Here is a 14,863-nt window from a genome sequence, read left to right as displayed (position 1 = left end):
CGGCAAGACGCTGAGTGAGCACGGAAACTGAACGTGCCACATCGGTAAGTGGCACCTTTCAGAACAGGGCGTTCTGAGACCTGACGCGGCGAAAGAGCAAAATAACAGAGCCGTATCGATGAGCCAAGTTTTTTAGCGCCGCTGCTACCGCCGCCCCCCAACATCCCAAACAGTGAGTGAGTCGGTCGCATACAATGCTTGCGGGATCGCTTGTCCGTTATCGCAATGCATTGACCGAACGATGAAACAACTCACCTTACTGTTATTCGTGTTACTTTCCGTCTCCATTCCACGGACCGGCTTGTCGACTCCACCAACGTTGCATCGTTGGGAACGCGCAGTGTGCATTCAGTCGCCGGAGGAAAACAAACCGGACAGCATGAAACTTTGCTCCGCATTCTTCGTACATTCTGCCGAGCAGTTGTTTCTCGTCGCGGCCGGGCACGGTAGCGACGAAACGAATGCGAAAAGCAAGTTGGTCTATCGTGATCCGGCGGGCAAATCGCAATCGGTATCGCTGAAGTCTCTCTGTTCTGGTGAATCCGACCCGTGGCAACGCGATCCCACATCTGATTTTGCCATCGCGGAAATCCGCCCTGACCCAAACGGAAGGCTCCATGTCGACAACCTGATGACACTCTCTGTATCACTTCAGAGCGTTTGCACTGAGACCCAGACGCCAACCACTCAGATCGTCACCGCTGGTTTTCCACTTGGATTCGGTGCGAAGGAACCCATTTCACCACTTGCGGTCGTCGGCTATGTAGCTTCGACTGAAATTCAAAGCAAGACGCGTTGGGGACATGAGCCGATTGTTTACTGCTCTCCGGCAATTGCGCAAGGGACGAGTGGCGGCCCTGCGTTTCTATTCGATAGATCGACCGATGACGTCACTGTGGTAGGCATCTATGTGGGCGTAGTGACCGACGTTTCCGGTGCGAAGCTCTCCAAGATGGTTCCTTCACGCTTGATTCACGACGCCATTGCGAATTCGACGCCGACAACGAAAAGTGAGTAGATCGTTCTTCAGTCGCATCATTCAACCACGAAGGATATGAAATGGACCGCCCCTGACTTTCGCGTGGTTCGCGTCTGTCGTGGTTCAAAACTCGCGCTGGTTGTACAGTCGGTTTGCCTGCCACTCACGCTGAACCGTTCTTCGCCATGTTGAAAAACGCTTAACATGGTTTTGCCGCAAGTCCGCAGCTTCACAGGTTCAAAATCTCTCGGCGGTAAAAGTCGATCGTTACGATCGCGTCGCTTGGGTTAGCACCCCGCAGACGACTCGAGGATTTGTGATGACAAAAACGCTGTGGCGGGGCATCAACTGGGCGGCTGGAGCGGCCATAGGACGCTGACCGACTGCGACATGGTCCCGTGGCATCGACCCGCCAGCTTGCATCAATCGGATCCATTTCCGCCGCTGAAATTGTGATCGGAACCGGTGCGGGGTGTGGTCTTCCCGCTACTCATTTGTCCAAGTCGTACTGCTTAATCTTCTTATAGAGGGTATTCCGGTTCATTCCCAATCTTGCCGCAGCCTTGGTTTGGACTCCGCCGCACTGAGCGAGCACTTGCGAGATCAGTTCCTTTTCAATTTGGTCGACAACGGAAGCGTGCACGTTCTCCTCTTCATCTGCCTCCGAGAGACCGCGTGAAACGACGAACCGGGTGAGTGTTTTCACGTCCATCCGATCGACATACGCAGCTGGACTGACCGCGGGCTCGGGGGAACGCTGTGGCGAACCCGGATGCTCCCCGATCGCCTCGTGATCGCCCGGCGATCGCATTGGTTGTTCTGGATCGAGCGGCCCGCCAGCTGCAAATGACTCGGGGAATCTGGCGACGAGCGGTTCACCGCTGGTGACGCAGACGGGTAACAGATCGAGCGTCAATTCGTCGGTGTCGCTCATGACAACCGCACGCTCGATATAGTTCTGCAGCTCGCGGACGTTGCCGGGCCAATGATAATCCTGCAGAGCAAGCATCACGGCCGGTTCGATATGGGTTACATACCGATCGTTGACTTCATTGTAGTAATCTAAAAAGAACGAAACGAGCGCCGGGATATCATCGCGGCGGTGCCGCAGCGCAGGGATTTCGATCGGGACGACGTTGAGCCGCCAATACAAATCCTCGCGAAATCGATCGTTGTGGACCTGTCTCATTAGGTCCCGATTACTTGCTGCGATCACGCGGGCGTCTGTGCGATGAGTGGCAGTGTCACCAACCCGCTCAAATTCCTTTTCCTGGAGCACGCGCAGCAGTTTGACCTGCAGGGTCATGGTCGTCGAATTGATCTCGTCGAGGAAGATCGACCCACCATCGGCGGCTTCGAAACGTCCGGCCCGGTTGGCGATTGCACCGGTGAATGAACCGCGTACGTGACCGAAAAGCTCGCTCTCGAGCAAACTTTCACTCAGCGCACCACAATTCACCTTGACGAACGGCCCACCACTGCGGTGGCTCAGCTGATGGATCGCCGAGGCAACGAGTTCCTTACCCGTGCCGGTCTCCCCTAAAATGAGCACCGATGCATTACTGACGGCGACCTTGCGGGTCACGCGATCGACTTCGCGCATGGCGGGAGATTGACCGATTACGCCCGGCAACAATTGATTCCGGACACTCACGGGCAGCTAGCTGGGCTGGTAGGATTGGCTGTCACCCGGTTTTCCAACCTGAAGAGAACGAATTGACACGAGCGACAAATTATCACGAACCGCCGCTTTGGGCTATGCGGTCGACGCGGGATCGATGCCGAATCGTGGGCCAGGCGCGTCATGAGCTCGCTCGCTCGGCCGATCAGCTGATTAGGAAATCCCACAGTGACCAGCGTCGCGACGATGCCGAGACGGTAGCGTCGGAACTGATTCCCCTGTGCGATGCGTTGCTGTGGATCGCCCGTCACGGCCCCCGCCAACTAGCCGACCGCCAGGTCGGTCTTGCCGGGCGGCCGATGTGGATGTGGGGCGTGCGAAGCGTCGTCCAGCGACAGCCGTGGGGTAAGGTTTTGATCCTCGGGGCGTGGAACTACCCGATTTTCCTAGCCGCCGTGCAGACTGCCCAGGCACTCGCGGCAGGCAATCAGGTCCAGCTCAAACCCGCCCCGGGAACCACCGCGGTCGTCGCGGAGTGGGTTGACGCATTTCGCCGAGCGGGCGTGCCAGCGGAAGCTCTCCAACTGCTGGATTCCACGACTGAGGCGGCGAAAAACGCGATTGACGAGGGCGTGGACCTCGTCGTTCTGACGGGAGCGGCGAGTACCGGGCGAGCAGTATTACGACAAACTTCGGAACAATTGACACCTGCCATCATGGAACTGTCCGGGGTCGATGCGGTCATTGTTCTCGGCGACGCCGACCATCACCGAGTGATCAACGCGATCCGGTTCGGGCTGACGTTCAACAGTGGAGCATCTTGTATCGGTCCGCGGCGTGTCATGTATGTGCGCGGCCGCGACGAGCCCCCCTGGGTGGACGAGCTGGTGGCATGCCTGAGCGTCTGTCCGCCCGTGATTGTCCATCCAGCTGCCCGCGAGACCGTTGTTGGCATGATCACCGCTGCGCTCGATGCCGGCAGCGTGGATCGAATTGGGCGATTTGACCCGGCCGAACTCCGTCGGAGCGGAGCCATGCATCCGGTCGTACTCACGCGAGTTCCCGACGACCACGCTGTTCTGCAGACCGATCTATTCGCTCCCGTGTTGTCACTGCTGCCAATGGACTCGCTTGACGCTACGGTGGCGCAGGTCAACGATTGTCGCTATCGGCTGGCAGCATCCGTGTTTGGAAGTGCCAATGCCGCCGCTACCGTTGCCGGACAACTCGATGTCGGTTCGGTAACGATCAATGATTTAGTGGCACCGACGGCGGACCCGCGGCTTCCTTTCGGTGGTCGCCGAGAGAGCGGCTTTGGGGTCACTCGCGGTCCCGAAGGATTGCTAGCCATGACAACCCCACGAGTGATTTCGACACGCTCAGGCCGCATCGCCCCGCATCTTTCGCCACGGCGGGATACCGATGCCGAACTCTTGACCGGCGTGATGCAGTGGAACCATGGCAGCGGTTTTCGCGAGCGAATCGCGGGACTGCGCCGACTTACCTCTGCCGTTCGCCGGCGAGGTCGGGTAAAACAGTGAGTCGTGGCATTGATTCGTCTTCCCCTCTCGAGTGCACTCCCGTCTCATGATCGCGTCCGAGCAACCACAGTCCTCCCCTGCCACCACTGCCCCCCAACATGTGGTGGTCATTGGAGGAGGTTTGGCGGGGCTATCGTCTGCCTGTGTGTTGGCGGCCCGAGGTCACCGCGTCACGTTATGTGAGAAAAACGAATGGGTGGGTGGTAAGGCGGCAGTGCTGCATACAGAGGGCTACCGGTTCGACATGGGTCCGACGATCCTGACCTTGCCGAGTGTGTTAAGAAGAGTTTTCGCGGAAGCCGATCGAAATCTGGACGATTATCTCGAGATGGTGCCGCTCGATCCGCAATGGCGGTGTTTTTTCGAAGGCACATCGGCAGCGAATACCACTGAAAATACCGTGCTTGATCTCGTCGCTGACGTCGACGCGATGAAGCAGCACCTGCGCGAGTTCACAGGCAATGACTCCGCCGCAGACGGATACGAGAAATTCATTCGCGTCAGCGAGCAGCTCCACGGTGTCTCCGACCGCTTCTTCTTTTGGCGTTCGATCGGCGGTCTTGCCGATACGATGGAAGTGGGAGGCGCTTTCTCAGCCGCCGTTCTGAAAGACGTGCTGTCGTTGAGAATGGGGCGCAGCGTGGCATCGGTGGTGCGTTCGCATGTGCCTGAGCATCGCGTATCTCAGATGATGGATCACTTCACGCAGTACGTGGGCTCGTCACCCTATGCGTCACCCGCAGTGCTCTGCAGCATCGCTCACATGCAGACCGAGGAAGGCATCTGGTATCCCCTCGGCGGTACCCGTGCCGTCCCCGAGGCGCTAGCAAAACTCGCATGCGAACTCGGTGTCGAGATCCGCACCTGTACCGATATCTTGGAAATTCAAACTGCTGCATCCGGCGTCCAGGGTGTGGTCACTGCCGGTGGCGAAACGATTCCATGTGACGCCGTGGTCAGTAACTGCGACGCCGTTCGGACCTACCGTGAACTCCTGCAGGGTACGCCTGCGGCCAAAGCGTTTGAGCGCAAACAGAACTACGAGGCAGCGTGCAGTGGCGTGGTCCTTTATCTGGGTCTGAATCGCCGTTACGACCAGTTGCTACATCACAATTTCGTGTTCTCTAAGGATCCGAAAGACGAGTTTGATCACATTTATCGTCGCGGCGAGCTCGCGCCCGACCCCACGGCTTACGTTTGTGCGCCTTCGGTTTCAGAACCAGGCGTTGCCCCCGCGGGCGGCGAAGCACTGTATATCCTCGTGCATACGCCGTACCTCCGCAGCCGGCACGACTGGAAAGCGATGTTGCCTCACTACCGCGAGGTGATTCTCGACAAACTCGAGCGGACGGCGGGCATGGATGGCATCCGGGATGCCATCGTGACTGAGGACTCGCTGACTCCGGAAGATATTCACAACCGCTACCGCGTGCTCAATGGTGCCATCTATGGTCTCGCCAGCCACGGTAAATTCACCGGTGCCTTCAAGCCGGGCAATCGCCGCAAAGATGTGCCAGGTCTGTATCTCGCTGGCGGTGCGGCGCATCCGGGTCCGGGGATGCCGATGGTGTTGATGAGCGGTTGGATCGCAGCGGATTCGCTCGACCAGGATGCCCGTGCTGGGCGACTTGATATGGCAACTGTGGGCTCGACCGCGTGAATTCAGAACTCGCGCCCGTCCCTGCCGCCTGGTTTCAGAATGGCTTTCACCGGTTTCTCGATTCCTATTTGAAACGCCACTTTCATGCGATCGCGGTAGCGCGAGATGATGCCGGAGCCCGTCGCACCACGGGGACGGCGATTTGTGGTGATATGGCTGTGCCGATGATCGTGTATTGCAACCATCCATCGTGGTGGGATCCGATGATCGCACACTTCATTAACCACAGATTACTGGCGCCTCGCCAGCTGTATGCACCGATCGACGCGATTGCGTTGGAGAAATACAAGGTGCTATCCAAGCTCGGTTTTTTCGGTGTTGACCTGAACTCCAGTCGCGGCGCGGCTGATTTTCTCAAAACGACCGGCGAGCTGCTACAGCGACCGGCCACCGCGCTTTGGCTGACACCGGAGGGACGTTTCGCCGATGCCCGTGATCACGACGCTGCCCTGATGCCAGGACTCGCTCACCTATGCTCAAAATTGGATCGCGGATTGGTGGTGCCACTCGCCCTCGAGTACGCATTTTGGGATGAACGTCTGCCAGTATGTTTACTGAGAATCGGCGAGTTGTTTTCGCTAGGGGAGTCACCTTCGCGAACCAAATCTCAGTGGACGATCGAACTGGCCCACCGACTGCGTGAGAACCAAACGAAGTTGGCTGCTCTCGCGATCGCCCGTGCCGCCGAGCCGTTCGACAACCTGCTGCACGGGAAACAAGGTGCATCGGGAGCCTATGACTGGGCACGCCGCTTGAAATCATGGCTTTCGCTGAAGAGGTTTGATGCCGCTCATGGAGATAAATTTGGGGGACGATCGAGTGAATGATTGGTTCATGGTCGTGATGCTATGGGTCCTGCCATTGCTTTCACTGCTGCTCGCCAGCGTGGCTGCGTTGATGTTTGCTGGCAATCTGCCACAGTTTCTGCGGTGGCGGGCCGGTGAGTTGAGTCCCACCGAGGAGGAACCCTCCATATCGGTGCTGATCCCTGCTCGCAATGAAGCTACTGGGATTACCCGCACCGTCAACGCGGTCCTCGCCAATACCGGCGTCGTGCTGGAAGTGGTTGTGCTCGACGACGATTCGGTGGATGGAACCGGCGAACTTGTCCAGCAGATTGCCGATCAGGATCCCCGCGTGCGGCTGATCTCCAGTCCGGAACTGCCTGCCGGATGGAACGGAAAGCAGCATGCCTGCTGCCGGCTGGCCGAAGCCGCTCAGTTCGACCTGTTGTTGTTTCTCGATGCCGATGTGCGACTAAAACCAACGGCGCTACAGCAGTTGACCCGTCGTAAGGCTCAGTACGCCGAGACCGGGCCAGCGAAAGGCAAGCCAATCGCGCTTCTAAGCGCGTTTCCGAATCAAGAGACGGGGTCGCTGTCTGAAAAGATGTTGATTCCCATGATGCACTACATCTTGCTCTGCTATCTGCCCTTTTCACGGATGAGATCGAGAACCGATCCGGGCTACGCGGCGGGGTGCGGTCAGGTGTTCGTCACCGATCGCGAGGCGTACCAGCGCAGCGGAACGCACGCCGCGATCCGAGCGACGCGTCACGATGGGATTCATCTGCCGCGAATCTATCGACAGAACGGCATGTTGACTGACTGTGTCGATGGCGCTGGTCTGGCAACGTGCCGGATGTATCACGGTGCTGCTCAGGTTGTGAGAGGAATGCTCAAGAATGCACACGAAGGCATCGCGAACTGGCGGCTATTGGTGCCGTTCACCATCCTGCTTGCTGGCGCGAGTCTTCTGCCCTATGTGACTCTCGGCTATGCGTTGGTGCAGTACGCTGCCGGGGACCACCGCATATCAATTTGGTTTGCGGCTCTGGTGAGTGTGGCAGCGATATTCCTCAGTCACCTGCCACGCTGGGTGGCGGCATGGAAACTTCCGCAGAGCCCCACCGGGGCGTTCCTCCATCCCGTCGCCATTGGGCTGTTTCTTACTCTGCAGTGGTGCGCGTTCGTGATGCATCTGTGTGGCCAACAGATTGCCTGGCGGGGGCGAGACAGCTGAGGATAGATCCGTACTCATCGTATTGACTGAAATATAATGCAACTCACACAAATATCCCTCAACATCTGCTTGGCTCTGTTGGGCCTCGCCATTGCATCAAACCGGGTTGCTGCCGAGGAAGGCAGTTCCCAGGCACCACCATTGTCGCCCGAAGAGTCGATGGCAACGATGGAAATCCAGCCCGGGTTTGCCTTGGTCCCGGTCCTCACAGAACCTGAGATTTCCGAACCAGCCGCGATTGTCTGGGATGGAAATGGACGGATGTACGTCGTCGAAATGCGTACCTACATGCAGGACATTGATGGCACGAACGAATTGGCACCCACCAGCCGCGTGTCTCGGCATGAGGACACCAACGGTGACGGCGTCTACGACAAACACACGGTGTTCGCAGATAACCTGGTTCTACCGCGAATGGTATTGCCGTTGCTCGACCGCGTCATCATTGGCGAAACCAATACGCTAGACTTGAAAAGTTACCAAGACACCGATGACGATGGTGTCGCCGATCAGGTTGAACTCTGGCATGAGGGCGGCCCCCGCGGTGGCAATCTTGAACATCAACCCAGCGGCCTCGTCTGGAATATCGACAACTGGATCTACACGACCTACACCGGCTATCGACTTCGTTACACCGATGGCAAAGTGACCAGTAGCCCGCTGATCTACAATGCCGGACAGTGGGGACTGACGCAAGATAACGTGGGCCGGATGTTTTACTCGTCTGCAGGCGGCGAGAACCCCGCGTATGCGTTTCAACAGCCAATCGTCTATGGACAGATTGACCTGCCGGGCGAACAAGCACCGGGATTTCGCGAAGTCTATCCCATCGATAATGTACCGGATGTTCAAGGCGGACTGCCTCGCGTTCGGGACGACAACACTCTCAATGTCTTCACGGGGGTCTGCGGGCAATCCATCTTTCGCGGTGACCGTCTGCCCAATGACTTTGCCGGCGACTTAATTCTCTGTGAACCAGTGGGTCGCCTAATTCGACGCGCCAAAGTGACCGATGAAAATGGCCGCATCACGCTGCGAAACGCCTATGATCAACAGGAGTTTATTGCCGCTCGCGACCCGAATTTTCGGCCGATCAACAGTGCCACTGGACCTGACGGTTGCCTGTACCTTGTCGATATGTACCGCGGTATCATTCAGGAAGGTGCGTGGGTCCGCGAGGGATCGTACCTGCGCGGTATCGTTGAAGAATACGAATTGGACAAGAACATTGGGCGTGGCCGCATCTACCGCGTTGATCATGAATCGACAGAACGTGGCCCTCAACCACGGATGCTCGACGAATCTCCACTGCAGCTTGTGGCTCATCTTAATCATCCAAATGGATGGTGGCGTGATGAAGCTCAGAAGCTCATTATTCTGCATGGCGACAACAGCGTTATTCCGGCATTAGAGGAACTCGCTCACCAAGGTGACGATCCATTGGGGCGATTGCACGGCTACTGGACGCTCGAAGGACTTGGTGCGATCACCGTAGAGTCTCTCGCGGAAGGATTCGTTGATTCGGACGCCCGCGTTCGTGCCGCCGCCATGCGGTTGGCAGAACCATTTCTGGCAACCGACACCAGTCTCAACAATGTTATCGAACGCCTGGCTCAAGACCCGAGCCCAGGCGTCGTGATGCAAACACTGCTCTCGGTCAATCAGGGACAGCACCCTGATGGTGAGGCGATCACGCAGCGGATTGTTGAGGCGAACCAGTCCAACCCCAACGTCGCCTCTGTCGCTGAGCAATATAGGCGGGGGATGGAAGCCCTGCGGGCAGAACAGAAAAAGATTGCTGAAATGGCTCAGCGCAACGAAGCGCTCGCCGCATCGGTTCTCCGTGGGAAGGTGATCTACTCGACACTCTGTACGACCTGTCACGGGGAACATGGTAAGGGACATCCATCTCCGCAGGGCGGCGATCATTTAGCGCCTCCTTTAGCTGGATCGGCGCGCGTCCAAGGGCACAAAGCTCGACTGCTCCGGATTCTCTTGCAAGGCTTGATCGGTCCTGTCGACGACAAAACCTATGCCGATGGACTGATGATGCCATTGGCCGCCAACGACGATGCCTGGATTGCGGACGCGGCAAACTATGTCCGTAACAGTTGGGACAATGAAGGTTCAATGATCCAACCGCAAGACGTGGAACGCGTTCGAGAGGAGTCAGCCTCTCGAATTGGTCCCTGGACTCTTGCAGACCTACACTACTACGACCCACCCGAGACCAAGGACCGTTCCCAGTGGAAGCTCGATGCGAGCAATAATCGCGAACATTTAGAAATGGCGATCGACACGAGTGAAAAAACTCGCTGGGATACCGGCACCGTCCAGAAGCCAGGCCAGTGGCTGTCGGTTGAACTCCCTGAACCCGTTAGGGCGATGACGCTGGTACTGGATACGCGAGGTTCGAACCAGGACTTTCCACGCAGCTATCTCGTGGAAGTCTCCGCCGACGGGTCCTCCTGGAATGGGCCGGTGGCGGTTGGCTACGGCGACAAGCCTGTTACGTCGATCGAGCTGGATAGTCCGGGACTGGTTCGGTTCATCCGCGTTACCCAGACCGGAGTGTCGCCTAATAAATACTGGTCGATTCACAATCTTCAGCTCAAAGCGATCCCGGCGGACGCCAAGCCACCGATTTCACTGGCTGAGACGCTCGCGGAAATCTCGCCGCACGATCTGGCGACTCGAGCGATGGCCGAAGGAGATGCCAAACGAGGGGCGGAGCTATTCTTCAATCCATCGATTTCGTGTGCCAAGTGCCACGAGCCCGTCTCAGGCCCACGACTGGGTCCTAATCTCGCTGAAGCTCGCGACGGCATCACCAATTCCATGCTGGTACAGTCCGTGCTGGAGCCGTCTCAAGAAATCCACAAAGATTTTCAGCAGGTATCCGTGATCACCGCCGACGGTTTGGTGCTTCGTGGTTTCCCCGTCCGCGAGGATGATGACGAGTTCGTAATCCGGGAACCCGCGGGCGGCAAGGAAATCGTGATCGCCCAGGAAGACATCGACGACGTCATTCCTGTCAGCGTGTCTGCAATGCCGCCGGGACTGGTCAATCAACTCCATGACCGGCAGCAGTTCTCCGATCTGATTCGCTTCCTAATTGAAATTCGCACAGGCGGCGAAACGGCGATGAAGTCCTTCCGAGCAGATTCGAAATGACAGAAATCTCAAAACTCATTCAGACTGGATCAGGATGCTTGTTGCAGCTCGCGGTCCGGTTTGGCACTCTGCGATTGTATTCCCTGCGCATCAACCTTCTGCATTCTTGAACTTACAGTGAGCGTATTGATCACCTCACGTGCAAACCCTATAGGCGTTCGCGTTTCCAGACGTTCGACCGCTTTCGATGTGCCTTCCGCCATCATCGCGGGCAGTGTGTTGGAATCGGGGGACGGGATGGCCTCATGGGGTGCGGAAGAACGATTTGGGCAGTCCCCGCAAGGTACTGCTGGCCGCGATCCCAGCAGTGCTTCAGTGTTTCAGAACCAACGTCTGAGCTGCTTACTTTAACTCCGCAAGGAGTTTGCCATCAGTGAGATTCCAGATTCGCACGACACCGCTCTGACCGCCAGCGATCAATTGTTCTCCGTCTGGGGTGACCGCGACCGCGAACAGAAAATCTTCGGCGGCGTCGAAGCTGCGAACTTTGGAGCCGTTCGTTGAGTTCAATAACCTGACCTCGCCACTGCCACATGCTGCCACCAGCATGTCGCTGGCATCCACAAATCGAATCCCGGTTAACTCCTTCTTAAAACCGCTGACTGTTCGCGAAGTTTCTCCAGTCTCGATGTTCCAAATCTTGACCGTTTGATCCGCTCCAGCCGACGCGATGACTGAACCACTGTCCTGCCATGCAATCGACAATACATGATGGGTGTGTCCCTCGAATTGACGAGTGGTCATGCCGCTGGCGACATCCGTCAATCCGATGGTTCGGTCCGCTGACGACGACGCGAGCGTTCGTCCATCGGGCGAGAACGCTAAGCCGAGGATTGTGTCAGAGTGTAGTTCGCCCAAATCCCGCAGTAGTTCACCGGTCCGAACGTCAAAGAGTTTGATGGTCCCCGATCGGCTAGGTTCGCCCGAGCCGATCGCCACCGTCATCGCATCGGGTCGAAACGAGATCGCCGTGGCGCGATCCACAATTTCCGTAGGATCGTTGACTTCACCAATCGTGCGTTCGAGTACCCATTGTTCTCGTAGCGGATAGCACTGCAGGGCACCTGAGCCCGCCAGCCGGCAGAGCTTGTCACCTACGACAGCGACGCTCGCTCGCTCGCTGCGGTCTGACCTGGATGCATCGCCAGGGAGCGTCGGCGGAATTTGGGTCAGAGGCTGTCCATCACGACTGCGAATAATGCGGGAAGAACCATCTCGATGGACCGTCACGATGCGGCTTGCATCCGGGCTGACTGCGACGCCAAGCACCGCGTGTCCAGGTTGCGTCAAGTTCGATTGAATCAGGGTCGACTTAGCATCGAGCCGAGTGAGCCGCTGGGATTCCGCGTCGACGACACGTTGGTGTTCCGGGATCGCATCGGTAGCCCGCCGATGAGCTGCCGTGGCCGCGTCGGTCAATCGCTGGTACTTGGCCAACTCCGCCTCACTCTTTGCCTTTTCGGCTTCGAGCTGCTTGAGTGACGCGCGCTGGGCATCGAGTTCCTTCGTGGCTTGTTCTAGCAACGTCTTGTCGCTAGCGATTTCCTGCTCCGCCGCCGCTATGTCGCCGGTGATTTTTGCGATCTTGGCCTGGGTTTCCGTAACCAGTTTTGCAGCTGCAGCATGCTTTTGCTCATTGGCGTCGCGCGTCTGAATTGTGGCATCACGGAGTTTTGTGATCGCCGCAAGCGCCTCGTCCTCTTTCTCCAGTAGCTCCTGAAGCTCTTTCGCCTTGTTCGTCAAATTCGCCACCACCGTCTGTTGCCGACGCGCATCACGTGCCGCCTTGGCTAATGCCAATGCATCGTCAACACCTGCGCTGTTTACCGCGAGCTGTTTCCCGTCCGCTAAACTCCAAACGCCGACGACGGCATCGCGACTGCCCGTCACCAACTGCATTTGATCTGCAGAAACGGCCAGCGCATCCACAATGGCGCCGACTTCGAAAGTGCGAGTGACTTGATTTGTCGCCGCGTCGATCAGCAAGACTCCCCGTGACTCGGTAGCAATCGCAATCGCCAGAGTTGGTTCGGCAATGAGCGCAACTGCGGTCGCATCGGAAACATCACTGACGACTTGATGCACAACCTCGAAGTTTGCCGTGGTCCCGTCAGCGTCCGCGACCAAACGCAACAGCTGCACGCTGCCATCGGTACGACGCACAGCGGCGTGCACGCCGTCAGTGCAGGTGGCCAGTCCACTCAGAGACGTGTGAAGGTCAATGGCGGCGAGTTCGCTGCCACCTATGGTTTCGGGCATGGTCACACGACCAGCGTTGTCAGCGACGACCAATTTGCCAGTCGAACCTGCCCACGCCAAACCGATCACGGGATCCGAGGGTCCGTGAATCAATGCTCGCCGCTCGTTTGTCATGACATCCCACACCTCAATGTCACCGATAGCATTGACGAGTGCCACGGCAGCACCATCGGATTGTACCGACATTAACTGGGCTGGCTTCAGCCATGATGCGTTCGTTGGCGAGACGGGCGAGTGTGCTCGCTTCCATAATCGCAGCGTTCGGAACCCTCCGCTGGCCAGTCGCCGTCCATCGGGTGAGAAGGCAATTGATTGAATCAAGTCGACGTCTGCAATCCCCACCTGATCCAATTCGGTATCCGAGAGCAATACATTTTCGGTTGGTGTGTGGATGTCAGCGACGAACAAGCGATTACCGCGGGCATATGCGAATCGCTGGCCATCGGGTGACACATCTAGCGCATTGACGGCGCGCAGCGACTCGGGAATGACCTGCCACGTGAGCGACTTCGATTCACCGGCACTGGATCCGTGGGCACCCTGCTGAATCCACAATTGCCAGAGGCCTAACTCCTCGGCGGTCAGCGGATTCGCCCCCACGTCATTGTCTTTGGGCGGCATGAGCGGGTCTTCTTCGCCAGTCGCTCGCATCAGCAATAGGCTCGCCATGGCATCACTGGCAATTACTGCTGGCCCAGTGTCACCCCCCTTCATTAACGACGCGTGCGACTCGAGAACTAACCCACCTTCGGCTTCACCCTGATGATGACAAGCAACACAACTGCGTTTCAGGATTGGGGCGATCTCGGTAGCAAAATCGACGGGGGTTGTCCGCTCCAACGGGGCGATTGGCTGAGTAGAATCGGCGCTCGCTGCAAGCGTGGTACAGCACACCAGTGCAATCCAAACCATGAAAGCGTTGCTGAGCACGACGAAGAAGCGATCCGCACGGGCAGAATGTGCGCGTGCAGGGACATGGCAGCAGGCAAGTGGATCCAGCATGGTGGTTTGATCGACTGATCTAAAGGTGGGAATACGCGAGGCGGGACTGCCAGTTTACTAGAACCATGCATCTCAAGGGTGCATAGGCTGAGAAACCTAGCAAAAGTCGAATAGGGTAATAGCGACTATTAAGCCGCCCCATAATTTGACATCTTGACCAGGGAGCACTATCTTGTCGGTTAAGTCTTGGAGATGATCAATCTAATCGACGCGTTCCCTTGACGTCCCGCCCCCGATCTCAACTTCGGGATCCCCTCCCCCCATTGCGACACTCGCTGATGCGATTTGATGTAGCCTGTCGCGAGCCTTTGAAGGTGCCGCATACCACTGCGGTATCAGGTAACTCAATGCCTGAGCCTCTCCAAATTCAGATGCCTTTAGACTGCGGGCACCTTCGGCGCCAGCGAATAGCGATGGTAGCCACGCGCTCCATGAAAGTTGTTGGGTGCGATGGGGTGACATTGCGACAGACGGCGCTGAAATCCCGCTCGATTGTTCACTCCCATTTTGGGTCATCGTTTGCGATGACAACGTTCCTAGGGTTTCGATCAGGTCCATCTTGCTCTCCACGTCAAATTGCCTGATGTCCGGTTGCTCACCCATGC

General features: G+C 57.5%; 9 protein-coding genes. 6 read left to right on the top strand and 3 right to left on the bottom strand.

Features of this window, described 5'->3' with window-relative positions:
• Window positions 1-241: 241 nt before the first annotated feature.
• Window positions 242-1,018, top strand: coding sequence for a S1 family serine peptidase (locus tag Poly21_RS13020; protein WP_302118827.1), 777 nt, complete (start codon window positions 242-244; stop codon window positions 1,016-1,018).
• 451 nt (window positions 1,019-1,469) lie between these two features.
• On the opposite strand, the gene Poly21_RS13015 is transcribed toward Poly21_RS13020, so the two are convergent.
• On the bottom strand, window positions 1,470-2,582 hold the full coding sequence (locus tag Poly21_RS13015) for a sigma-54 interaction domain-containing protein (RefSeq protein ID WP_436967511.1): 1,113 nt from the start codon (window positions 2,580-2,582) through the stop codon (window positions 1,470-1,472).
• Between the two features lie 113 nt (window positions 2,583-2,695).
• Between Poly21_RS13015 and Poly21_RS13010 the strand changes: the two genes are divergently transcribed.
• From Poly21_RS13010 to Poly21_RS12990, 5 genes are read left to right on the top strand one after another with little or no spacing between them, the layout of a single operon-like run.
• Window positions 2,696-4,141, top strand: coding sequence for an aldehyde dehydrogenase family protein (locus Poly21_RS13010; protein WP_302118825.1), 1,446 nt, complete (start codon window positions 2,696-2,698; stop codon window positions 4,139-4,141).
• A 46-nt stretch (window positions 4,142-4,187) separates the two neighbouring features.
• The gene (locus tag Poly21_RS13005; protein ID WP_146407440.1) at window positions 4,188-5,801 is read left to right on the top strand and encodes a phytoene desaturase family protein; all 1,614 of its coding nucleotides are present in this window, start codon (window positions 4,188-4,190) and stop codon (window positions 5,799-5,801) included.
• Window positions 5,798-6,628, top strand: a complete 831-nt coding sequence (locus Poly21_RS13000) for a lysophospholipid acyltransferase family protein (protein WP_146407439.1) — start codon at window positions 5,798-5,800, stop codon at window positions 6,626-6,628. Before Poly21_RS13005 ends, Poly21_RS13000 begins: the two co-directional genes overlap by 4 nt.
• Window positions 6,621-7,823, top strand: coding sequence for a glycosyltransferase (locus Poly21_RS12995; RefSeq protein WP_302118823.1), 1,203 nt, complete (start codon window positions 6,621-6,623; stop codon window positions 7,821-7,823). The genes Poly21_RS13000 and Poly21_RS12995 overlap by 8 nt, the downstream gene beginning before the upstream one ends.
• Before the next feature lie 36 nt (window positions 7,824-7,859).
• On the top strand, window positions 7,860-10,997 hold the full coding sequence (locus tag Poly21_RS12990) for a DUF7133 domain-containing protein (protein WP_146407438.1): 3,138 nt from the start codon (window positions 7,860-7,862) through the stop codon (window positions 10,995-10,997).
• 342 nt (window positions 10,998-11,339) lie between these two features.
• On the opposite strand, the gene Poly21_RS12985 is transcribed toward Poly21_RS12990, so the two are convergent.
• Both Poly21_RS12985 and Poly21_RS12980 read right to left on the bottom strand, forming a co-directional pair.
• Window positions 11,340-14,258 (bottom strand): WD40 domain-containing protein, encoded by a 2,919-nt coding sequence (locus tag Poly21_RS12985; protein WP_146407437.1) that lies wholly within the window; start codon window positions 14,256-14,258, stop codon window positions 11,340-11,342.
• 201 nt (window positions 14,259-14,459) lie between these two features.
• Window positions 14,460-14,861: a hypothetical protein gene (locus Poly21_RS12980; RefSeq protein ID WP_302118822.1), complete on the bottom strand. Its 402-nt coding sequence runs from the start codon at window positions 14,859-14,861 to the stop codon at window positions 14,460-14,462.
• Between the last annotated feature and the right edge of the window lie 2 nt (window positions 14,862-14,863).

The sequence above is a fragment of the Allorhodopirellula heiligendammensis genome, from assembly GCF_007860105.1.
In the GTDB taxonomy this organism is placed as follows: Bacteria; Planctomycetota; Planctomycetia; order Pirellulales; family Pirellulaceae; genus Rhodopirellula; species Rhodopirellula heiligendammensis.
This window is presented reverse-complemented; position numbering and strand designations above follow the sequence as displayed.